Raw genomic sequence first — 22,838 nt, 5'->3', positions numbered from 1 at the left:
CCGGCGCTATACAGGGTTGTCGGGGGACACGCGGCGAATGGGCCTTGTCGGAAATCAGCACTTCTTCAAGCAGGCGTGGCTGACGGCTTTCGTCGGCGCCATGCTTTGCCTCGCGGTGACCTCGGCTCATGCGGCGGAGCCGGCGAGCCTCAAGGGCGTGGCGCTGATTGTCGGCCAGTCGAAATACCAGCACATAGCGGCTCTTCCCAACCCGGCCAACGACGCCCGCGACATCGCCAAGATGCTGACCGATCTCGGCTTCGACGCGCGCAGCGTCACCGACCGCGACACGGCAAAGCTGAAGCGCGACCTCGAACGTTTCGCCGAGGATGCCGAGGACGCCGACGTCGCCTTGATCTACTATTCCGGCCACGGCATCGAGGCTGGCGGCGAAAACTATCTGGTGCCGGTCGACGCTGACGTTTCTTCATTGAAGGACGCCGATCAGGCCCTGGTGCCGATTTCCGCCGTCATGGACGAACTGAAGACGACCGTGCCGGTAACGATCATGCTGCTCGATGCCTGCCGCACCAACCCGTTTCCGGCGGATGCGGTGCTGCGCCGGGCGCCGACGGCCTCGGCCTCGCCGATTGGCGCCGGCGGCCTGGAGCCGGTGCGCGGCGCCAGGGCACTGGCAAACGCGACCGCGACGGAAAATCTGGGAACGGTGATTGGCTTTGCCGCCGAGCCGGGGCGGCCGGCACTCGATGGCATCGTCGGCGAAAACAGCCCCTACGCAGCGGCACTTCTGCGCCACCTCGCGGCGATGAAGGGCACCGAGTTCGGCTCGGTCATGCGCATGGTGACCGAGGAGGTCTATCTCGACACCAAGGCCAAGCAGCGGCCATGGGTCAATGAAAGCCTTCGCCGGCTGCTCTACTTCGGCGTAGCACCGCAGGAACCGACCGGCGACGACGGCCTGATCACCGGCGAGCGGCGGCAATTGCTGCTGACGATCGCCGAGTTGCCTGACCCCACGCGGGCACAGGTGGAACTGGCCTCGCTGCAGGACGGCGTGCCGCTCGACGCGCTTTATGGCGTGTTGAAGGCGCTCGGCACCGAAAAGATGCCGGAGGACCCCACCGACCTGCAAAAGCTGCTCGACGCCCAGGCCGAGCGCCTGAAGAAGATGATCTCCGAGCGCGACGCGCTGCGCACCGACGACCCCGAGATCAGCCGCCTCGTCGCCTCGGCCGACAAGGCGATCGGCCAGGGCGCCATCGTCACTGCGCGCAACTTCCTCGACCAGGCGGTGGGCCGGGTCGAGCAGGCCAGCGGCGTGGTCGACCGGGCAGAGGATCTGGTCAGGCAGAAGCGTCTTGCCGACGCGGCGATCTATGCCAGGCGCGCCGACGCTTCGGCGCTGGTCTTCGACTATCTGTCGGCCGCCAACGATTACGGCAAGGCCTTCTCGCTGGTCGAGAGATGGGACGACAGGCTGCGCTGGAACTACAAGAACCAGGAGGCGGAAGCGCTCAACGCGCATGGCAGCGCCACCGGCGACAGGCAAGCGCTGCAGCACGCCATCGACGCCTACCGCGTCATCCTGAACTTCATCCCCAATGGCGAGCAGAACCGCGACTGGGCGATCACCCGCAACAACATGGCTGTGGTGCTGCAGACGATCGGCGAGCGCGAGCGCCAAATCGACCGGCTGGAAGAGGCAGCGAAGATCTTTCGCGATTCGCTTGCCGTGTTCGAGCGCGAGAAGGATGATCTCAACTGGGCGGCCGCCCAGAATAACCTGGCCAATGTGCTGTTGAAGATCGGCGAACGCGAGAGCGACCCGAAACGCCTGAACGAGGCGGTGGTGGCGATGCGCGCCACGCTGGAGAAGCGGCCGCGCGACAAAGTCCCGCTGGACTGGGCCGCCTCGCAAAGCAACCTTGGCCTTGCGCTTTACGCGCTTTCGGAACGCGAACCGGTCGGCGAGCGCCTGACCGAGGCCGAGGCCGCATACCGGCTGGCGCTTGAAGAATACACGCGCGAAAAGGCGCCCGTTCAGTGGGCGATGGTCCAGAACAACCTCGGCAATACGCTGGTGTCTCTCGGCACGCAACGCAACGACAAGGCAAAAATCGACGAGGCAGCCGCGGCATTCCGCGCCGCGCTCGAAATCCGCACACGCGACACCTTCCCACTCTCCTGGGCGAGCAGCCGTCTCAATCTGGGCAACGCGCTGAGCAGTGCTGCCCGTTTCGATCTCGGCACCGGCCTGCTCGAAGAGGCGGCTGCCGCCTATGGCGACGCGCTGATCATATTCACACGCCAGCGTTTTCCGACGGATTGGGCTTCGGCGGAGAACAATCTCGGCTCGATCTACCAGACGCTCGGCCAGCGCACGCGCGATCCTGCCAGGCTTGAGCAATCGGCTGCTGCATACCGGGCGGCACGGCGCGTCTATACCAAAAAGGAGTTTCCGCTCGACTGGGCGATGACCCACTACAATCTCGGCAACACGCTGCAACTGCTCGGCGGCGTGACCGACAAGCCGGTGCACTACGAGGCGGCGATCGAGGCCTATCGCGATGCACTGCGCGAATACAAGCGCGAGACCACGCCGCGGCAATGGGCACTGGCGCAGGCCGGCCTCGGCTCGGCGCTGCAATGGCTGAGCATGAGCGAGGCCGATCCCGGCAAACTGGCCGCATCGATCGCCGCGCGCCGGGCGGCGCTGGAGGTGCTGACCTTCGAGACCTCGCCCGTCGATTGGGCAAACGCGCAGAACGGCATCGGCATGAGCCTGATCAATCTCGGCAATCTCGAACGCACCGGCAAATATCTGGATGAAGCCGAAGCCGCCTTCGAGGCAACGCTCAAGGTCTTCACCCGCGAAGGCCAGCCGATGCAATGGGCCTTCGAGCAGAACAATCTCGGCGACGTCCACTGGAACCGCGGCAGCTATGGCGGCGGCAATGCCGAATACCAAAAGGCGATCGAATTCTTCGAAAACGCCAAGCAGGGCTTTACCGAAGCCGGCTACACACTCCCCATCCCCCTGACCGACCGCAAGATCGATCTGGTGAAGAAGCAGATGGCGAAGAAATAGGCTTTTCGGCCGCAGGTTGCACTCGGCTTGTCTTTCAGCCGGCTTTGCCATCCCTATATGCCGGTCACCGGGGCCCGCCTGCCGGTCACCCGAAAAGGATGTCCGATGCTTCGATTTGTGCTGGCGCTGCTGTTGCTTGCCGTTTCCGCCACAGCCCATGCGACGGAAGCCGGCTGGGCGCTGCTGCGCGACGGCGGGCATGTGGTCCTGCTCCGCCATGCCATGGTCACCGGCACCACCGATGCGGCCAATTTCGACCTCGGCAAATGTGCAACCCAGGTCAATCTCTCGGAGCGCGGCAAGCAGCAGGCACGCAAGATCGGCGCGCTGTTTGGCGCCCGCGCGGCACCGGTCGAGCGCGTGCTGTCCAGCCGCTATTGCCGCTGCCTCGAGACCGCCCGCATCGCTTTCGAAAGCGAGCCGGAGCCGTTCGCACCGCTTGACCTGCTGAAGACCGACGAAAAGGAGAAGGCCGCCCAGATCGCTGCGATCGTAGCCGAAATCCGCGGCTATTCCGGCTCCGACAATCTGGTCATGGTCACGCATCTCGAAAACATCAAGGAATTGACCGGCATCTCGCCGCGCGAAGGCGAAGCCGTGGTCGTCGCGCCGCAGGGCGACGGCCTGCGGGTACTCGGCCGCGTTACCTTCTGACCGGGCCGGAGCCGGTTGAAGTGAAAATCTAGCGCTTGGAACCTTAAGCGGAATACCGGTTCCGACCCGCGATGAGGTCTTGGTCGAGTCCAAGGTCGACATTGACCTTAGTCAGGAGCAACGAGCGCTTTTAACGAAGGCGAATGCGATGCTACCGTCTCATCAGGACTTCCGAGCCGTGACAACGGGCAGGTTTTCGTCCTTACTTTGCCGGCCGGAGCCTCAGCGGCCGAAAAAAGGCCCGGATGTCCTCGACCAGGAGTTCGGGTTGCTCAATCGCCGCGAAATGTCCGCCTTTCGGCATGTCGGTCCAGCGCTCGACACGGAAGACTCGCTCGACCCAGGAGCGAGGTGGCATAGGAAGCTCTCGAGGGAAGACTGCAACGCCGAGGGGCGGTGTTATTCGCTCCCTTGGCCCAAAGATCAGGGGGCAGAGCCGGTTCTCTTTGTAAATCCGGAGTGAGGCCTCGATCGTGTTACCGAACCAGTAGAGCGAGATGTCGGTAAGCAGCGTGTCTAGAGGGATGGCGCGTTCGAGTTCGCCTTCGCAGTCGCTCCAACTGCGGAACTTCTCGGCAATCCATGCGGCTAGCCCGATTGGGGAATCTGTCAGTGCAAAGGCTAGCGTCTGGGGCTTGGTCCCCTGCAGAAAAGCGTAGGCGCCCTCCGTTGCGGCGAAATTCGCCGCACTGTCGAGGAATGCCTTCTCCTCCGGCGTGACAGGTGGGTCGTCGCGACCGAGGTTCGGGCGGAAACTGCCTGGAATGTAATTCAGGTGCAATCCGATAAGGTCGTCCGGGTAAAGCCGAGCGAGCCAGGACGAGACGCCTGCGCCGATGTCGCCACCTTGTGCGGCGAAGCGATCATATCCCAATTCGCGCATCAGCGCCCGCCACAGCTTCGCGACACGCTTTGAGCTAACGCCGGCCTGATGCGGCGGGGACGAGAAGCCGAAACCCGGAAGCGACGGTGCGACGACATCGAAGGCGTCCTCGGCATCCCCGCCGTATTTGGCAGGATCCGTGAGCAGCGGAATGACGTGCTCGAACTCGGCGAAGGAGCCGGGCCAGCCATGAGTGAGGATCAACGGCAAGGGTGCTGACCCCTTTCCTTTCTGATGAACGAAATGGATGTCGCACCCGTCTATCGTGACCCTAAACTGAGGCAACAGGTTCAGACGTTTTTCGTGATCGCGCCACCTGAAATCGTATTCCCAGTAACGTGAAAGCTTTCTGAGGAAATCAACGTCAGTACCGTCGTCCCACCCGTATGCGAAGATCGACGACGGCCATCTTGTCGATTGGATACGACGCTGTAGGTACTCGATCTGTTCATCCGGGATGTGGATGTGGAAGGAATGCATGGCCACGGGTGTTGCTCCGATCAGCGGCGAAGAATTGTCCCATCATCAAGGCACAGAACGCAGGAAACCTCACTGAGCGACCGCTTTGTCCGCTACTTGCTCGTTCCCATCTACGAGACGAAGGTAACATTCCACCCTTAGTGGCAATTCGTTTAAGTTACCTGGCGTCAGATTTTCACCGCTACCAGCCAAGCGTCGACACGGAGCTTCCATCCCTCGATCATGTCCGCGAACGCGTCCTCTGTAAGTTCGGACAGATAGGATGCTCCTGCCGGGCTCCAAGGCCGTGAACGCATAGGTAATCGACGCCTCCGTGCCTCCGTTAGTGGTCGGTCGGCAGGCCACCTCGACAAATCCGAAACGCGAATCCGGCGTAACGCGAACATAGCGGATGCGATGCGCCAGCCGTCCACCCAAGGGTCTCTCCGATCGGCGTGAACAGCGGAAAGACGCGGTCGATCGGCCCCGAAAGCACGATGCTGTGGCTGCGCGCAAGATGGCTCGTCATCCGCCCTCCCCGCCGGTTTCCGCCAGACCGTGGCTGTCCGCTGCGGCAAGCTCCATTTCGTAGATGCGCTTCAATTGGCCGATTGTTTCCAGTGTCGCCGCGGAGAACGGCGTCCGGCCTTCGAAAGCATGCAGCACGATGCCCTCGATGAGGTCACCCAGGCTCACGTCGCGATGCTCAGCCAAGGCCTTGAGCACCTTCACCAATCGTTTTTCCAGGCGCACCCCGGTCTGCACGCGTTCTATGGTCATAGATCTTTTGTACCATGGTACATTGGTACACCCAATGATCAAAGATGGGACGGTTTCGGCATATCGCCGGGAGGGGTTGCCAGCGACCCCTATTGCTCTGGCAGAACAGCAATCCCATCTGCGCGCGGCGTATCAGGCCTTTTCCTGCCCGGAAAAACCGATTAGACAGCCCAAAACACATGCGGACAGATTCCGCCCGCAATCGAAGGAAAAGCCCTTGTCCACCACGTTCGACAAAGTCGCCAAGATCATCGCCGACACCAGCGAGATCGACATCGAGACGATCACGCCCGAAAGCCACACCATCGACGATCTCGGCATCGACAGCCTCGACTTCCTCGACATCGTCTTTGCCATCGACAAGGAATTCGGCATCAAGGTGCCGTTGGAAAAGTGGACGCAAGAGGTCAATGACGGCAAGGCCTCGACCGACGACTATTTCGTCATGAAGAACCTGTGCGCCAAGATCGACGCGCTCGTCGCCGCCAAGAACGCCATCTAAGCACAGCGCTTGACGCGCCCTCACCCACAACAGCCGCCCATGAACCCCCGCGACGTCGTCATATCAGGCATCGGCCTTGTCTCGTCACTGGGCGAGGGTCCGGATGCGCATTGGCAAAAGCTCGTCCAGCCGCGCCTTGAACCGGTTCTGGAGGCCTCGCGCTTCTCGCCCTATACGGTCCACCCGCTGCCGGAGATCGACTGGAACCTGCAGATCGCCAAGCGTGGCGACCAGCGGCAGATGGAGACCTGGCAGAGGCTCGGCACCTATGCGGCCGGCCTTGCGCTCGACGATGCCGGCATCAAGGGCAATGACGAACTCTGCGCGACCATGGACATGGTGGTGGCCGCCGGCGGCGGCGAGCGCGACGAGGCGGTCGACGCGGCCATTCTCGCGGCATCGGAAAGCCGCAATGACCGCGACGTGCTGCTCAACGAGAAGCTGACCACGGAATTGCGCCCGACGCTGTTTCTGGCACAGCTTTCCAACCTGCTCGCCGGCAACATCTCGATCGTCCACAAGGTGACGGGGTCGTCGCGCACCTTCATGGGCGAGGAAGGTGCCGGCGTTGCCGCTGTCGAGACCGCGGCCGCGCGCATCCGCTCCGGCCAGTCGACGCATATACTGGTCGGCGGCGCTTTCCAGACCGAACATTCCGACATGCTGCTCGGCTATGAACTGGCCGGCTACCTGCATCGCGGTCCGTGGCGGCCGGTCTGGCAGAGGCAAGGCGCCGAAGGCGGCGGCGTGGTGACCGGATCCGGCGGCGCGTTTCTCGTCCTGGAGCAGCGCGAGCATGCGGAAAGCCGTGGCCGGAAGATCTATGCGGAACTCGGCCCGGTCCTGTCCGGCCGCGCCAGGCGCCGGCGGGGCGAACTCGACGGCGAGATCGCCGTGCTGCTGAAGCAAGCCGCATTGCCGAATGGCGAGCTGCTCGCGATCTCCGGCGCTTCGGGCGCCCATGCCGCGACCGCCGCCGAGAAATCGGCGCTCGAGGCCAATCCGGCGATCGCCGCACGCGGCTTTTCGACGCTGACCGGTCACATGAAGGAAGCGCAGTTCCCCTTTGCCGTGGCGCTGGCGGCGCTGGCTGTCGACCGCAAGGCCGCCTACCCCGTGTTCGACGCCACAGTCGAAAAACCGTTTGCCGGTGTCCCGAAGACCGTCCTTGCAACGGCGATCGGCTATCACCAATTCGAGGGCATGGCGCTGATCAAAGCCGCCTAGAGCATCGGACCGAAAAGTGTGGCGCGGTTTTCGGGCGATCCGACGCTCCAAGAGAAACAGGTTTTTGGACAACAAATGGCCAATCTGAACGACCACATGGGCAGGCCCATCGTCGCCGTCACCGGCATCGGCGTGGTGACGTCGCTCGGTGTCGGCAAAGCCGACAATTGGGCGGCACTTACCTCAGGCAAGTCCGGCATCCATCCGATCACCCGCTTCCCGGTCGATCATCTCAACACCCGCATCTCCGGCATGGTCGATTTCCTGCCGTCGAGTTCCAAGGGCGCCAGTCTCCTCACCTATGAGCTTGCCGAAACCGCCGCCCAGGAAGCGATGTCGGAGGCCGGCCTCGATGCCGGCGATTTCGGCGGACCGCTGTTCCTCGCTTCGCCGCCGGTCGAGCTCGACTGGAGCGAGCGCTTTTCGCTCTACAATTTCGACACGCCCAATAATTCAGACAGGCACGACACCGGTGCCGAGAGGCTGCTGCGGGTAGCGCGCGGCCTCAGGGAACTCGACATCTTCGAGACCACCCAGTTCGGCTCGATTGCCGACCGGCTTGCCGACCGTTTCGGCACGCGCGGCCTGCCGATTACGCTGTCGACCGCGTGCGCTTCGGGCGCCACGGCGATCCAGCTCGGCGTCGAGGCGATCCGCCGCGGCGAATGCGACAGGGCGCTGTCGATCGGCGCCGACGGCTCGGCGACCGCCGAGGCGCTGATCCGCTTCTCGCTTCTGTCCGCGCTCTCGACCCATAACGACATCCCCGAAAAGGCTTCAAAACCCTTCTCCAAGGACCGCGACGGCTTCGTGCTGGCCGAAGGCTCGGGCGCCCTTGTGCTGGAATCGCTGCAGGCAGCACTTGCCCGCGGCGCCACCATTCTCGGCATATTGCGCGGCTGCGGCGAAAAGGCCGACGACTTCCATCGCACGCGCTCCAAGCCGGATGGTTCGCCGGCGATCGCGGCGGTGCGCGCCGCCCTTGCCGATGCCGGCTTGAGTGAGAACGGGATCGATTATGTCAACGCCCATGGCACCTCGACGCCCGAAAACGACAAGATGGAGCATTTGTCGCTGTCGACGGTGTTCGGCGAGCGGATCTCGTCAATGCCGGTCTCGTCGAATAAGTCGATGATCGGCCACACCCTATCGGCTGCCGGTGCCGTCGAGGCCGCATTTTCGCTGATGACGATGCGCGAAAGCGTCATTCCGCCGACCATCAACTACGACAATCCCGACCCGGCAATCGTGCTCGACGTGGTGCCGAACACCAAGCGCAACGCCGAGGTCGGCACGGTCCTGTCGAACTCCTTCGGCTTCGGCGGCCAGAACACCTGCCTTGTCATGGCGCGGGAACCGGTCTAAGCGACCTTTTTCAGCCAGACTGAACCGACAGGCACCATGCGCGCATTGCAACTTATCGAGGACCGCCGCCTTGAAACGGTGGACCTGCCGCCCCCGCCGCAACCTGCGCTCGGCGAGGTGACGCTGCGCATCAAGGCCGTGGCGCTGAACCACATCGACGTCTGGGGCTGGCGCGGCATGGCTTTTGCCAAGCGCAAGCTGCCGCTGGTCGTCGGCGCCGAGGCTTCCGGCGAGGTCGAGGCGGTCGGCCCCGGCGTTTCCAGCCTTGTGCCCGGGCAATTGGTGTCGATCTATGGCGCCCGCACCTGCGGTCTTTGCCGCGCCTGCCGCGAAGGCCGCGACAATCTCTGCGAGCATGTTTCGGGCGTGCACGGCTTCCATCTCGACGGCTTTGCGCAGGAAAAGATCAACCTGCCGGCGCGCCTTCTGGTCCCAGCTCCGCCCGGCGTGAGCGAAATCGGCGCGGCGGTGGCGCCTGTCACCTTCGGCACGGTCGAGCACATGCTGTTCGACAATGCCCGGCTGCAGCCCGGCGAGACGATACTGGTCCATGCCGGCGGCTCCGGCATCGGCTCCGCCGCGATTCAGCTGGCCAAGAAGATGGGCTGCACGGTCATCACCACCGTCGGCTCGAACGACAAGATCGACAAGGCCAAGGCGCTCGGCGCCGACCACGTCATCAATTACCGCGACGACCGCTTCGAAGGCGTCGTGCGCAAGCTGACCAAGAAGAAGGGCGTCGACGTGGTGTTCGAGCATGTCGGGACCGACACCTTTGCCGCCTCGATGCTGTGCCTCAAACGCGGCGGTCGGCTGGTCACCTGCGGCTCGACCTCCGGCGTGTCGACGCAGATCAATTTGATGCAGTTGTTCCAACAGCAGCTGAAGCTGCTCGGCTCGTTCGGCTGCCGCATGGAAAACATGGCCGACGCCATGCAGAAGATGGCGGCGGGCCTTGTCGCGCCGGTGATCGACACCGAGGTCGGTTTGGACGGCATCGATGCGGCGCTGAAACGCATGGAAGGCCGCGACGTCTTCGGCAAGATCATCCTGCGCGTCGGCTGAGAATGATCGGCAACGCCTTCAGGAAGATCCGCAGGGACCTGGGATTCCGCTATGGCAGGCGGCTTCGCCAGTTCAACTACTGGCTGGTCGCGCGGGTCGCGATGTTCATCATCTCCGCGCTGCGCCTGCTGCCGCCCGACAGCGCGCTCAATTTCGCCGACCGCGCTGCCCGCCGCATCGGCCCCTGGGTAGCGCGCCATCAGGTCGCCGTCGACAATCTGCGCAAGGCCTATCCGGAAAAGAGCGATGCCGAGATCGAGGCGATCGCTTCCGACATGTGGGGCAACATGGCCCGCCTGGCCGCCGAATACATCTTTCTCGATGCTTTGTTCGACTACGATCCCGCTGCGACGAAGCCGGGCCGTGTCGAGGTCAAGGGCGTGGAGCATTTCGTGCGCATTGCCGGCGAGGACAAGCCGCATATCGTCTTCACTGGGCATCTCGGGAATTTCGAGCTGCTGCCAGTGGCGGCGGCGACCTTCGGCATGAACATCACGGCGCTGTTTCGCCCGCCCAACAACCCTTACCTCGCCGACTACATCCTCTCGACCCGCCGCTCGAGCATGGGATCGCTGCTGCCGTCTTCGACCGGTGCCTCGTTCGCACTTGCGGCCATCCTCGAGAAAGGCGGCAATATCGGCGTGCTGGTCGACCAGAAATTCACGGGCGGGCTCGAGACGACATTCTTCGGCCGCCCCTGCGAGAGCAACCGCGTTCTCGGCACCCTGGCGCGGCACTACGATTGCGATGTCTACCCGGCGCGCTGCGTGCGCCTGCCGAACAACCGTTTCCGGCTCGAGATCGAGGACAAGCTCACCTTGCCGCGCACCGCCGGCGGCAGTGTCGACGTCCGCGCCACCACCCAGCTTCTCAACGACGTGGTCGAGCGCTGGGTGCGCGAAGACCCCGGCCAGTGGATGTGGTTCCACAAGCGCTGGGAGATCAGCGGCCGCAAAAAGCGTCGGCCGGCGACAGTGCGCGACAAAGCCGCCTGAGCGGAACGATCTTTTTGGGCACCGGCCCTATTTTGTTCTTGCTTTGTGCCGGCAGCTATGCTACTAATTTCGGTATGGTGCTATTTGGCCCCGACGAACCCGCCGCTCCGGCGGGTTTTTTATTGCGGGCCGAGGAGCAGGCCCTAATTCGTCACGAGGATCCGCGTATTGCCGAAGCCGGCTTTGCGCACCATCGAATAGAACGCGGCGGCGTTGCTGGGGTGGAGGCGCACACAGCCATGCGATGCCGGGCGCCCCAATTGCCGGATCGCGCCGGTGCCGTGGATAGCATAGCCGCCGCGGAAGAACACCGAATAGGGCATCGGCGACATGTCGTATTTGCGCGAATACCACATCCGGGCCGTCCGCTGGGGCCGGTAACTGCCGCGCGGCGTGATGTAGCCTTTGCGGGCGGTGGAAACGCTCCACCGGTAATACGAAAGCCCGTATCTTACCGTCATTGTCTGTGAGGATATGTCGATGTTCGCGACCAGACTGGCCGCCCGGCTCTCGAACGACGAACCGAACAGCATCGCCATCAATGCCGCTGCCATGAGAACAGTGTTTTTCATGCAATCAAACCCCTTTGATGCCCCTTGCCTGCCTGCCCTCGCGCTGTTCTCCAGCGTTTTGATGGCAAGCCAGCGAGCTAACACCCACTCCCTGACGATTTCACCAATCCAAAGCAGCGAATTTGAACGATTTCCCGCGATAGTTGCCGTAACGACACGCAATCGCCTCGCAATTCGCCATCGGGCTTGCAAAACCCCCTCATCCGCTGCTCAATTCGCCGAATGAACGAACCGAACGAACGGCTCCTCAAGGCTATCGATGACCGAGCCGATGATCTGGTTGCACTGACTGCGGATCTGATCCGCTTTCCAACCATCAATCCGCCCGGCGAAGCCTATCGGCCATGTGCCGAATTTATCGGCGCGCGGCTGAAGAAGCGCGGTTTTGAGATCGAATTCATCCGTGCCGAGGGCACGCCCGCCGACACTGACCGTTACCCGCGCGTCAACGTCGTCGCCCGTTTCGATGGCCGGGCGCCGGGTGCTTGCGTGCACTTCAATTCGCACATCGACGTGGTCGAGCCCGGCGACGGCTGGACCCTCGATCCGTTCGCCGGCATCGTCAGGGATGGCAAGGTCTATGGCCGCGGCGCTTGCGACATGAAAGGCGGGCTTGCCGCCTCGATCATCGCCGCTGAAGCCTTCATGGAGGTCTTTCCCGATTTTCCCGGCGCCATCGAGATTTCGGGGACGGTCGACGAGGAGTCCGGCGGCTTTGGCGGCGTCGCGCATCTGGCCAAGCTCGGCTATTTCTCCAGACCGAAGGTCGACCACGTCATCATTCCCGAGCCGCTCAACAAGGATCGCATCTGCCTTGGCCATCGCGGCGTCTGGTGGGCGGAGGTCGAGACCAAGGGCGAGATCGCGCACGGCTCGATGCCGTTCCTCGGCGACAATGCGGTGCGCCATATGGGCGCCGTGCTGCGGGCCTTCGAGGACGAATTGTTTCCGGCGCTCGACCGCAAGATGACGCGCATGCCGGTCGTGCCCGAAGGCGCAAAACGCTCGACCATGAACATCAACTCGATCCATGGCGGCCAGACGGAGGATTTCCGGCCCGGCCTGCCCTCGCCCAACGTGCCCGATTCCTGCCGGCTGACCATCGACCGCCGCTTCCTGCTCGAAGAGGATCTCGCTGCGGTCAAGAGCGAGGTGACCGATATCCTGGAACGGCTGAAGCGCGAGCGCAAAAAGTTCGATTACGAAATCCGCGATCTGATGGAGGTGCTGCCGCTGATGACCGAGCGCGATGCGCCGGTGGTTAAGGCGGTCGCGCAAGGCATTATGGAGATATTCGACCGCGAACCGGATTACGTGATTTCGCCCGGCACCTATGACCAGAAGCACATCGCCCGCATCGGCCACATCTATGACTGCATCGCCTATGGCCCGGGCATCCTCGATCTCGCCCACCGGCCCGATGAATGGGTCGGCATTGCCGACATGCTGGACTCGGCGAAGGTGATGGCCATCGGCCTCGGCGTTCTGCTGAGGGGCGCCGGCCCGCTATGATCCGGCCATGGGCGGAAAAACATTCCTCCCGGCGTCGGCGGACGGTACGAAACGCAATTTACTCGGCGGCAAATTCACGCTTCTATCCGCCGGGTTTTGAGCACGTGTTTTAGCATATGGGGAGTTGCACGATGAAATTGTGGAAAACCATTCTGGCCGCTGCGGCGCTGGCGTTGGCCGCCGGAACCTCGGCGATGGCCGCGCGCACCGACCTGGTCATCGGCATTACGCTCGAACCCCCTCATCTCGATCCGACGGCGGGCGCCGCGGCGGCAATCGACGAGGTACTCTATGCCAATGTCTTCGAGGGCCTGACCCGCATCGGCCCGAACGGCGAGGTGCTGCCCGATCTCGCCGAAAGCTGGAGCATTTCCGACGACGCCAAGGTCTACACTTTCAAGCTGCATACAGGCGTGAAATTCCATGACGGCAGCGACTTCGATGCCGACGACGTGAAATTCTCGCTCGATCGTGCCCGCGCCGACAATTCCGTCAACGCGCAAAAGAGCCTGTTCGCCGCCATCGACAAGGTCGAGGTCGTCGATCCCACGACGGTGAATGTCACGCTGAAGAACCCGCAAGGCTCGTTCCTCTACAATATGGGCTGGGGCGACGCGGTTATCGTCGCGCCTGAGACAGCCGACACCAACAAGGAAAAACCGATCGGCACCGGCCCGTTCAAATTCCAGAACTGGGCCAAGGGCTCGTCGATCACGCTGGTCAAGTCGGACAATTACTGGGGCGCCCCGGTGTTCCTCGACAAGGCCGAGTTCCGCATCATTCCGGATGCCGCCGCCGCCGTTCCGGCGCTGCTTTCCGGCGACGTCCAGGCCTTTCCGTTCTTCGACCCCGACAGCGTCGCCCAGGTCAAGGACGACCCGCGCTTCAAGGTGGTGATCGGCTCGACCGAGGGTGAAACCATCCTGTCGATCAACAACAAGAAGCCGCCCTTCGACAAGCTGCAGGTCAGGCAGGCGATTTCCTTTGCGCTCGATCGCAAGGCGATCATCGACGGCGCCTCGGCCGGCCTCGGCGTGCCGATCGGCTCGCACATGTCACCCGCCAGCAAGGCCTATGTCGACCTCACCGGCCTCTACCCGCACAATGTGGAGAAAGCCAAGGAGTTGCTGAAGGAAGCCGGCCTGGAGAATGGCTTCAAGGCGACGCTGAAGCTGCCGCCGCCCTCCTATGCGCGGCTTGGCGGCGAGATCATCGCCTCCGAGCTTCGCGAAATCGGCATCGATCTCGAGATCATCCCGGTCGAATGGGCGCAGTGGCTGGACCAGGTCTTCACCAAGAAGGATTACGACCTGACCATCGTTTCCCACACCGAGCCCAATGACATCGATATCTATTCGCGCAAGGACTATTACTTCAACTACGACAATCCGGCCTTCGACAAGATCATCGACGAGCTGAACCTTACCTCCGACGAGGCCAAGCGCATGACGCTGCTCGGCGAGGCGCAGAAGGTCCTGGCCGATGACGCCGTGGTCGGCTTCCTCTACGAATTGCCGAAGGTCGGCGTCTGGGACGCCAAACTGCAGGGCCTATGGGAAAACGCCCCGATCCAGGCCAACGACCTGACCAAGGTGAAGTGGACGGATTGATCGCTGACAGAAAGGCGAAAGTTGCACTCCGTCACACCCCCCTCTGTCCTGCCGGACATCTCCCCCTCAAGGGGGGAGATTGAGCCCTCACCGCCGCTTTCGCTAACCACTAGCGTTGCAAGGACAGTGCCGGCGTGGAAACTGCCAATCTCCCCCCTTGAGGGGGAGATGTCCGGCAGGACAGAGGGGGGTGGGCGGGAACGCAAGCTTCGCCCAGTGCTTGCATCAGGCGGCTCATGACCGCCTATCTCCTCAAGCGCCTCGCCATCGCCATCGTCACGCTGGTTCTGGCCTCGATGGTGGTCTTTGCCATGCTGGAGATCATTCCCGGCGACCCGGCGCGGCTGATGCTCGGCCTGAACGCCAGCGCCGACCAGATCGAATTGCTGCGCAACCAGATGGGTCTCAACGCTCCCGTCGTGCTGCGCTATCTGCATTGGGCCGGCGGCTTGCTGAGCCTCGATTTCGGCCGTTCCTACACCTATTCGGTGCCGGTCATCGATCTGGTCCGTGAGCGTCTCGTCGTCTCGCTGCCGCTGGCGCTGATGGCGCTGGCGCTGTCCACAGTCATTGCCATTCCGGTCGGACTGTTTTCCGCCAGCCGACGCGGCCGCGCCGGCGACACGATCGCGATGGGCGCCGCCCAGCTTGGCGTCGCCGTGCCCAATTTCTGGTTTGCGCTGATGCTGATCTATCTGTTCGCCGTCTGGCTGCGGCTGGTGCCGGGCGGCGGCTTTCCCGGCTGGGGCGCCGGCGTCTGGCCGGCATTGAAATCGCTGCTCCTGCCGGCAATCGCCCTCGCTCTGCCGCAGGCGGCGATCCTCGCCCGGGTCACCCGCTCGGCACTGATCGAAGTGCTGAACGAGGACTACATCCGCACCGCCCGCGCCAAGGGCCTGCCCTATCGCCTTGTCTTGTGGCGGCATGCGCTGCGCAACGCCATGATCCCGGTGGTCACCATTTTAGGCCTGCAATTCGCCTTCCTGCTTGCCGGCACCATCATTATCGAAAACGTCTTCTATTTGCCCGGCCTCGGGCGGCTGGTGTTCCAGGCGATCAACCAGCGTGACCTGATCGTGGTCGAGAGCGTCGTCATGCTGCTGGTCGCCGCGGTCATCGTCGTCAATTTCGTTGTCGATCTCTCCTATGCGGTGGTCGATCCGCGCCTGAGAGGCCGGCAATGACGCTGCACATCGACATCCCCGACGAGAACCTTGCCGGCATCCTGGCCAAGGCGTTTCGAAACCGTTCGTTCCTCGCCGGCTTCGTCATCACCGCACTGGTGGCGGCGGTCGCGATCGTCTCCTTCTTGTGGACGCCTTACGACGTCACCAGGCTGGTCATTTCCGACAAGACCCAGGCGCCATCGTTGGCGCACTGGTTCGGCACCGACCATTTCGGTCGCGACATCCTGTCGATGATCATGGTCGGCGCCCGCAACTCGATTGCCGTGGCGCTGGTGGCGGTCGGCATCGGCATGGGCGTCGGCGTGCCACTCGGCGCCTTTGCCGCGGCGCGCGGCGGCACCGCCGACGACGTGCTGATGCGGCTGAACGACCTGGTCTTCGCCTTTCCGGCGCTGCTTTCGGCAATCATGATCACCGCCATCTTCGGGCCGGGCGCGTTCAACGCCATCATTGCCATCGGCATCTTCAACATCCCGGTGTTCGCGCGCGTCGCCCGCGCCGGTGCCCTGGCGATCTGGCCGCGCGAATTCATCCTCGCCGCCCGTGCCGCCGGCAAGAGCAGGACGCTGATCAGCATCGAACATGTGCTACCCAACATCGCCACGCTGCTGCTGGTGCAAGGCACCATCCAGTTCGCGCTGGGCATACTGGCCGAAGCCGGGCTTTCCTATGTCGGGCTGGGCACGCAGCCACCGATGCCGAGTTGGGGCCGCATGCTGTTCGACGCCCAGACCCGCATGGTGGTGGCGCCATGGATGGCGATCTTTCCCGGCATGGCGATCGTCGTCACCGTGCTTGGCCTGAACCTGCTTGGTGACGGCATTGCCGACATTCTCGATCCGAAATCGCGGCGGCAGCGATGAGCCTGCTCGAAATCGAGAAGCTGTCGCTGGCCATCGGCGGCACGCCCATCCTCAGGGACATCGAGCTGTCCGTCGCGCCCGGCGAAGTCATGGGGCTGGTCGGCGAATCCGGCTCCGGCAAGTCGATGACGGCGCTCACCGTGATGCAGCTCTTGCCCTGGGCGGCACGCGCCACCGGACGCGTTACCTTCGACGGCATTGATATTCTGGCGGCGAGCGAGGATCAGATGTGCGCACTGCGCGGCGACGACATCGGCATGGTGTTCCAGGAGCCGATGACGGCGCTCAACCCGGTCAAGACCATCGGCGAGCAGGTCGCCGAGGGTATTCGCTGGCACACCAGGACGAGCCGCGCTGACGCCGAGCAACGGGCGCGAAAAATGCTCGACCGGGTCGGCTTGCCGGCGGCGCAGTTCCCGCTGTCGCGTTATCCGCATGAGCTGTCCGGAGGCCAGCGCCAGCGCGTCGTCATCGCCATCGCCTGTGCGCTGAAGCCCAAGCTGCTGATCGCCGACGAACCGACGACCGCGCTCGACGTGGTGCTGCAGGCGCAGATCCTCGACCTGCTGCGCGACCTCGTTGCGGAAAACCGCATGGGGCTGCTGCTTATCTCGCACGACCTCGCCGTGGTGACCGAGATGGCGGACCGCATCACCATCCTGCGCCATGGCGAGGTGATGGAGGCCGGCGACACGGCGCGCATTCTGTCCGGACAGCTTCATCCCTATACGCGCCAGCTGGCGCAGGCCTCGATGCATGTGCCCGCGCGGGCTAGGCACAGCGTCGGCCAAGGAAAACCTCTGGTTGAGGTAGAGAGCGTGACGCGCGACTATCCGGCACGGCGCATATCGCTGCTCAAGCGAGGGGCTCCCATCCGCGCCGTCGACGATGTTTCTTTCTCGATGGCGCCCGGCCAGTCGATGGCGCTCGTCGGGCGTTCCGGCTGTGGCAAGTCGACGCTTGCTCGCATGGTCCTGGCACTGGACAAGCCAACGGCCGGTACGATCCGCTTCCGCGGCGATAACCTCACCGGCAAGAGCGAGGCGGAGCTGAAGCCGGCACGGCGCGACATGCAGGTCGTGTTCCAGGACCCGTATGGTTCGTTCGACCCACGCCAGAAGGTCGAGAGATTGGTGGCCGAGCCGCTGCATGTGCTGGAGAAGAAGCCGGCGCCCGCCGCGCGGCGCGAGATGGTGGCGTATGCGCTGCACGAGGTCGGCCTCTCACCAGGCGACATGGACAAGTATCCGCATGAGTTTTCGGGCGGCCAGCGCCAGCGCCTGTCGATCGCCCGCGCCATCATCACCCGGCCGAAGCTGGTCGTCGCCGACGAGCCGGTCTCGGCGCTCGACGTCTCGATCCGCGCGCAGATTCTTGATCTGTTCGCCGAGCTCAACCAAAAACTCGGCATCGCCTATCTGTTCATCACCCATGATCTGACCGTCGCCCGCGCCATCACCGACGAGGTGATGGTCATGCATGATGGCAAGATCGTCGAGCGCGGCAGGACGAACGAAGTGCTCGACCACCCGCAGTCCGAGGCGGCCAAGGCGCTGGTCACTGCTGCTCCCGATTTGCACCGGGCGATCGCGAAACGGCTGCACGAACAGGGGTAAGCGGCCGGTTCGCAAAGCGAGTTCATCGTGCCGGTGGCACGATGAAAGGCCAGCGAACGCCGCGACGCTGCGGAGCAGCGGGGACCCGGCTGTGTCGCTTCGTGGCACGGCTTAACCTTATTCGTTCGGCACACGGGCGGGAGAATGGCCATTGACAGCAAACGGTTATGAAAGGCGCGACGGGCCGGAGCCTGATCGGGTTCCTCCGCTGGGCCTGGGCGGCTCCGCTGCTCTGTTCGGCGCAGGTGCTCTGCTGCTGTTCCTGACAACGCGGGTAGCCGTCCCGGCGTTCGTCTCCGCCACCGGGGCAGAGCCTGTGGTGATGTGGTTCCTGGCCGCAAGCATCGTCCTTTTTGGCCCCCTGCTTCTCACGGCTGCCCTGCTGTTATATCGGGAACGGCGTTCAGGAAGGCCGGGGTCGTTGGGCGCGCGGCTATGGCTTCGCCCGATGAATGGCGGCGACTGGCTCTGGGCTGTTGGAGGGCTGGCGGCCGTCGGCGTGTTGACCGGCGGCATCGGCGCCGCGCTCCGGATGCTGCAAGACGGGAAGAATTTTAATCCCTCGTTCATGGCTTTCGAGCCGCTCGGTCCCGGCCGATACTGGATTCTCGGCGCGTGGCTTCCGTTTTTTGTGCTGAACATCGTTGGGGAAGAGTTTGTCTGGCGGGGTTTCGCGCTGCCGCGGCAAGAGATTGCCTTCGGCAGGCGGGCTTGGCTGGTCAATGGGATCCCGTGGTTGCTGTTCCACGCTGCCTTCCCCTGGCAAGTCCTGTTGACCCTTGTGCCGATCACGTTGCTGCTGCCCTATGTCGTCCAGCGGCGTCGCAGCACATGGGCCGGGATGGTTATCCACGCCGGGTTCGGAGCGATGGGCTTCCTGGTCCTGGCGTTCGGGCTTGCATGAATGCCGCACGAAGTGAAGGGCTTGACGCAGAGCGGAGCAAAGCTGCCTGACCAAGGAAACGACGAATCTGAGAATGATGAACGCGACAAACCCGAGTGCGGCAAGTCCAGGGTATCCGAATGGGTATAACGTCTATTCAAGTCCTACTAGACAATCTCTGAACCCTTACACCGGGGGCCACTTTTGGAACTCCCGGGGGGGACGAGTTCAAGGGAACATCCATTCGCACATATTCCAAACTGAACGCGAGAAAGTAAACGCCATATGAATCACCTAAAGGAAAATCTAATTGGAAAAGAACTTCGTTCAATTAAGTACGAAAACGGCAGTATCATAATATTCCTTGATAGAGAGACGCCACTATTATAGTGAATACGAAAATTTCGTGCTCTATACTTGCTTACATGCAGTCTATTAATATTATAGATGTTGTCATAGACTCCGGTTTGGTTTCAATTATATTCTCATACGGATCTGAGATCTGCATATCAAGATTAATTGAGCGCGGAATTTCTCTAGAGAGCTTTGTCTATAATGGAAAGGATAACGCAATCATAGTAGATAATTCTATAGAAGAAGGGGGTTAACCAATTGACGCTGACGGCGTCGACCTTGTGGATAATCTAACTTAAACCAAACGTTGCCGACCGGCAACCGGCTTTCTGGGACGGATCCCGACCTCGGCTCATGGTCCTACGTCTATGACGGCGCCAACCGGCTGGCCAGCCAGACCGATGCCCGCGGCACCGTCACCAGCCTGGCCTACGACCAGATGGACCGGCTGACCTTGAAGACGGCAACGGCGTCCGGCGGCAGCGCGGTGACGCTGACCCAAAACACCTACGATCAGGCGGCGGCGGGCTTCTACAACATCGGCCAGCTCACCACCTCCACCAACCCTGCCGCCACGCAGGTCGCCAAATATGACGGCTTCGGCAAGATTGCCCGCCAGGACGTCACCATCGGCACGCTGACCCACACCACGACCAGCGTGCGCGATGCCTCCGGCCAGACGCTGCGCACGCAATACCTGCCGGTGCAGCTCGACTTCGGCACGGCGGCCGCCCCGCTGCAATATACCGCCGCCAACAAAGCTGCTCTCGGCTTCAGGCTTCATTACCTCGACGATCTACGAAGCCGATGGCCAAACCAAGTCGATCACCTATGCGAACGGGGTCACGACAAGCTTCATCTATTCGCCGACCCGCCGCTGGCTGAACCGCGTCACCACGGCCAAGTGCGCCACAATCCTGCCGATGCCTCAGCCTTGCGGCTTGACCAAATCGGCCGGGCCGATGTCGAGCAGGTCGAGCGTGCGGCGCAACAGCTGCATCTCGCTCCCGGCAAGTTGCGAATCGGCCTTGGCGATCTCGGCCATGTGGCGGGCGAGCAGCTTGCGCCGTTCGACGTCGAGGTCGTGGAATTGGGCGACGGCCTGCGAGCTGTTGGTCTCGTAGCCGAATTCGTTGAGATATTCGATGACGCTGTCGATGCTGGTTTCGGGAATGCCGAAGGCGTCCCGGCAGATACGCCTGAAGGCGGTCATTTCGCTTTCGCTGACCGAACCGTCGGCCAGGATCATACGGAACAGCATCAGCAATTCCGCCGACAGCACCGGATCGTCCGCGACCTTGCGCACGCCGGGGTCGCCGTCGAAGATCGAGCGTATCTGGTCCAGCAATCCCATCGCCATCAGCCCCTTCCGATTCGTCGGGAAGGTAGCGCGGAATCGGATTTGCGCAAACGGGGTGCGAATGATGGAAAAGCCGCCTGCGTGCGCTCATTGGTGTGTGACCGCGCGCCTGATACTATGCCGCTGTACGAATCATGTTGAGGAGGGACCGAACATGAATCTCAGTGCGCCTACCCAGCTTATTTTCATTATATCCCTTGTCATCGCCATCATCGGCGTTCTCGCCGCGCTTGGCGTTCTTGCGTTTATCCCTTTGAATGCCGCGTGGATTGTCGTCATCGCCTACATCGTGCTGGCCGCCGGCTGCCTGATGCGCGGCGCCTAAACACGTCCAGACAATTCATAATCTCCGGAACCTCGGCGCGCCCGGCAAAACGCGGGGCGCTTTTGATTCCGACGGATGGTCTGTTAAAGTCGCGTGGCGGAAGGAAAGCGCATGCCCGACAGCGAAGACCGCAGCCGCCACGAAAGCCCAGGCCTCGATCGGTTCGAGATGGTGCGGCGCGCGCCGAGCCATCGGTTTCAGGGCGTCGTCACCGACATGTGCGGCTTTCGCGAAACCATGCCAGGCCATTTCCGCGCCATCGAATATGCCTCGCTGACCGTGCCGCTGGTCATCAGCTTTGCCGAACCCTTTGCCATCGGGCTCGGCCATGACCCGGGCGACAATGACCGCTTCGCCAGTTTTGCCGCCGGCCTTTATGCCGGGCCGGTAGTGATCGAATCCTTCGGCGGCGCCTGCTGTGTGCAGATCAATTTCAGCCCGCTCGGCGCTCGTCGCTTCTTCGGCCGCCCGATGAGCGAACTGACCGACCGCATGGTCGGCCTGGATGACGTGCTCGGCGTCGAAGGCATCGCGCTTCGCGAAAGGCTTGGCAATGCGCCGGATTGGAGCTCACGCTTTGCCATCGCCGAAGCCTTCGTCGGTGATCGGTTGGCAACCGCAGACCGCACTCAGGCCGAAATGGTCTGGGCCTATGAGACGATCGTCTCGACGCGTGGGCGGACCCACATCTCGACGCTGGCCGAAAAGCTTGGCTGGAGCCGCAAGCATCTTACCGGAAAATTTTCGGACGCTATCGGCACCGGCCCAAAAACGCTGTCGCGCATCGTCCGCTTCAACCATGCGCTTGGCCTGTCGAGACAGGCCAACAGCGCTTGGGCCGACATCGCCGCCGACTGCGGCTATGCCGACCAGGCGCATCTGGTACGCGAGTTTCGCGACCTGGCAGGCGTCGCGCCGACGGCGCTTGCCGCGAGGTAACATTTCTTCAAGACGCGCAACCGGCCTTCGCCCAGACTGGGTTGATCGACAACCCGTTGAAGGAGATCTGCCATGCCGAACAACACCGAACCACCGCGGATTTACCCGGCGCTGCGCTACAGAAATGCCGGCAACATGATCGACTGGCTGTGCGAGGCCTTCGGCTTCAGCATCCGCGCCCGCCATGGCGAAGGCGACGTGGTGCACCACGCCGAACTCGCATTCGGCTCTTCGATCATCATGCTCGGCACGGCGCGCGACGATGCCTATGGCAAGATGGTCGGCGCGCCCGGGTCGGGCGGCGGCAAGTCGATCTATGTCGCGGTCGCTGACGCCGACGCGGTATACGCGCGGGCAAAAACCGCCGGCGCCGAGATTCTGGAAGAGCTCACCGACCGCGACTATGGCAGCCGCGAATTCATCTGCCGCGATCCGGAAGGCAATGTCTGGTCGTTCGGCACCTACTGGCCGAAGGCTGACGAGAAAGCATGAACTGGTAGCGCTGCACATTCGGGATTGGCCGAAGCCTCCCAATTTCGTCATCCCTGGGCGGAGCAGGAGCGAAGCTCCGTCGCGGAGACCCTGGGATCCATATGTGGACGGCGCCCTGCCTGCAACGGTTGTTTTGCGTCGTTTTC

The 22,838-nt window shown here is 62.9% G+C and carries 21 protein-coding genes; 16 read left to right on the top strand and 5 right to left on the bottom strand.

Going from position 1 to position 22,838, the window contains the following annotated elements; all coding sequences use genetic code 11:
• Positions 1-37: 37 nt before the first annotated feature.
• Positions 38-3,049 carry a caspase family protein gene (locus NKJ20_RS30060; RefSeq protein ID WP_352749010.1) on the top strand — a complete coding sequence of 1,004 codons (3,012 nt, stop codon included), beginning with the start codon at positions 38-40 and terminating at the stop codon, positions 3,047-3,049.
• 105 nt (positions 3,050-3,154) lie between these two features.
• Positions 3,155-3,703 (top strand): histidine phosphatase family protein, encoded by a 549-nt coding sequence (locus NKJ20_RS30055; RefSeq protein ID WP_352539693.1) that lies wholly within the window; start codon positions 3,155-3,157, stop codon positions 3,701-3,703.
• Between the two features lie 202 nt (positions 3,704-3,905).
• Here the strand turns inward: NKJ20_RS30055 and NKJ20_RS30050 are convergent, their stop codons facing one another.
• Positions 3,906-5,066 (bottom strand): epoxide hydrolase family protein, encoded by a 1,161-nt coding sequence (locus NKJ20_RS30050; RefSeq protein ID WP_352749018.1) that lies wholly within the window; start codon positions 5,064-5,066, stop codon positions 3,906-3,908.
• Between the two features lie 504 nt (positions 5,067-5,570).
• Positions 5,571-5,825: a hypothetical protein gene (locus NKJ20_RS30045; RefSeq protein ID WP_352539690.1), complete on the bottom strand. Its 255-nt coding sequence runs from the start codon at positions 5,823-5,825 to the stop codon at positions 5,571-5,573.
• 217 nt (positions 5,826-6,042) lie between these two features.
• On the opposite strand from NKJ20_RS30045, the gene NKJ20_RS30040 reads away from it, so the two are divergent.
• From NKJ20_RS30040 to NKJ20_RS30020, 5 genes are all read left to right on the top strand, one after another.
• Positions 6,043-6,327 (top strand): acyl carrier protein, encoded by a 285-nt coding sequence (locus NKJ20_RS30040; protein WP_023676462.1) that lies wholly within the window; start codon positions 6,043-6,045, stop codon positions 6,325-6,327.
• Positions 6,328-6,366: 39 nt separating this feature from the next.
• Positions 6,367-7,554, top strand: coding sequence for a beta-ketoacyl-ACP synthase (locus NKJ20_RS30035; protein ID WP_352749008.1), 1,188 nt, complete (start codon positions 6,367-6,369; stop codon positions 7,552-7,554).
• A 75-nt stretch (positions 7,555-7,629) separates the two neighbouring features.
• Positions 7,630-8,919 carry a beta-ketoacyl-ACP synthase gene (locus NKJ20_RS30030; RefSeq protein WP_352749006.1) on the top strand — a complete coding sequence of 430 codons (1,290 nt, stop codon included), beginning with the start codon at positions 7,630-7,632 and terminating at the stop codon, positions 8,917-8,919.
• A gap of 36 nt (positions 8,920-8,955) precedes the next feature.
• Entirely contained in the window at positions 8,956-9,984 is a 1,029-nt protein-coding gene (locus tag NKJ20_RS30025; protein WP_352749005.1) for a zinc-binding dehydrogenase, read from the top strand.
• 2 nt (positions 9,985-9,986) lie between these two features.
• Positions 9,987-10,979 carry a lipid A biosynthesis lauroyl acyltransferase gene (locus NKJ20_RS30020; protein WP_352451977.1) on the top strand — a complete coding sequence of 331 codons (993 nt, stop codon included), beginning with the start codon at positions 9,987-9,989 and terminating at the stop codon, positions 10,977-10,979.
• 143 nt (positions 10,980-11,122) lie between these two features.
• Here NKJ20_RS30020 and NKJ20_RS30015 read toward each other — a convergent pair whose 3' ends face one another.
• Complete coding sequence (locus NKJ20_RS30015; RefSeq protein WP_023676467.1) at positions 11,123-11,551, bottom strand: L,D-transpeptidase; 429 nt, start codon at positions 11,549-11,551, stop codon at positions 11,123-11,125.
• 222 nt (positions 11,552-11,773) lie between these two features.
• Between NKJ20_RS30015 and NKJ20_RS30010 the strand changes: the two genes are divergently transcribed.
• The 6 genes from NKJ20_RS30010 (at position 11,774) to NKJ20_RS29985 (ending at position 19,243) form a co-directional block, all read left to right on the top strand.
• Complete coding sequence (locus NKJ20_RS30010; protein ID WP_352749003.1) at positions 11,774-13,063, top strand: acetylornithine deacetylase/succinyl-diaminopimelate desuccinylase family protein; 1,290 nt, start codon at positions 11,774-11,776, stop codon at positions 13,061-13,063.
• A gap of 131 nt (positions 13,064-13,194) precedes the next feature.
• On the top strand, positions 13,195-14,673 hold the full coding sequence (locus tag NKJ20_RS30005; protein ID WP_352749001.1) for an ABC transporter substrate-binding protein: 1,479 nt from the start codon (positions 13,195-13,197) through the stop codon (positions 14,671-14,673).
• 236 nt (positions 14,674-14,909) lie between these two features.
• On the top strand, positions 14,910-15,857 hold the full coding sequence (locus tag NKJ20_RS30000) for an ABC transporter permease (RefSeq protein ID WP_352749000.1): 948 nt from the start codon (positions 14,910-14,912) through the stop codon (positions 15,855-15,857).
• On the top strand, positions 15,854-16,723 hold the full coding sequence (locus NKJ20_RS29995) for an ABC transporter permease (RefSeq protein WP_352744783.1): 870 nt from the start codon (positions 15,854-15,856) through the stop codon (positions 16,721-16,723). The genes NKJ20_RS30000 and NKJ20_RS29995 overlap by 4 nt, the downstream gene beginning before the upstream one ends.
• Positions 16,720-18,339 carry an ABC transporter ATP-binding protein gene (locus NKJ20_RS29990; protein WP_352744786.1) on the top strand — a complete coding sequence of 540 codons (1,620 nt, stop codon included), beginning with the start codon at positions 16,720-16,722 and terminating at the stop codon, positions 18,337-18,339. Before NKJ20_RS29995 ends, NKJ20_RS29990 begins: the two co-directional genes overlap by 4 nt.
• A gap of 151 nt (positions 18,340-18,490) precedes the next feature.
• A complete protein-coding gene (locus NKJ20_RS29985; protein ID WP_352748997.1) occupies positions 18,491-19,243 on the top strand; it encodes a CPBP family intramembrane glutamic endopeptidase in 753 nt (250 codons plus the stop codon).
• A gap of 685 nt (positions 19,244-19,928) precedes the next feature.
• On the opposite strand, the gene NKJ20_RS34235 is transcribed toward NKJ20_RS29985, so the two are convergent.
• Positions 19,929-20,360 (bottom strand): hypothetical protein, encoded by a 432-nt coding sequence (locus tag NKJ20_RS34235; RefSeq protein WP_502900859.1) that lies wholly within the window; start codon positions 20,358-20,360, stop codon positions 19,929-19,931.
• 144 nt (positions 20,361-20,504) lie between these two features.
• On the bottom strand, positions 20,505-20,936 hold the full coding sequence (locus tag NKJ20_RS29975) for a TerB family tellurite resistance protein (RefSeq protein WP_352709524.1): 432 nt from the start codon (positions 20,934-20,936) through the stop codon (positions 20,505-20,507).
• A gap of 154 nt (positions 20,937-21,090) precedes the next feature.
• Between NKJ20_RS29975 and NKJ20_RS29970 the strand changes: the two genes are divergently transcribed.
• The 3 genes from NKJ20_RS29970 (at position 21,091) to NKJ20_RS29960 (ending at position 22,692) form a co-directional block, all read left to right on the top strand.
• Entirely contained in the window at positions 21,091-21,261 is a 171-nt protein-coding gene (locus tag NKJ20_RS29970) for a hypothetical protein (protein ID WP_023676480.1), read from the top strand.
• 111 nt (positions 21,262-21,372) lie between these two features.
• Complete coding sequence (locus NKJ20_RS29965) at positions 21,373-22,200, top strand: helix-turn-helix domain-containing protein (protein ID WP_352748995.1); 828 nt, start codon at positions 21,373-21,375, stop codon at positions 22,198-22,200.
• Between the two features lie 72 nt (positions 22,201-22,272).
• Positions 22,273-22,692, top strand: coding sequence for a VOC family protein (locus tag NKJ20_RS29960; RefSeq protein WP_352748993.1), 420 nt, complete (start codon positions 22,273-22,275; stop codon positions 22,690-22,692).
• The last annotated feature ends 146 nt before the right edge of the window (positions 22,693-22,838 follow it).

The organism is Mesorhizobium sp. M0185 (assembly GCF_040322175.1).
Lineage (GTDB): Bacteria > Pseudomonadota > Alphaproteobacteria > Rhizobiales > Rhizobiaceae > Mesorhizobium.
The sequence above is the reverse complement of the archived record's forward strand: the minus strand, read 5'-3'. Positions and strand labels throughout refer to the sequence as shown.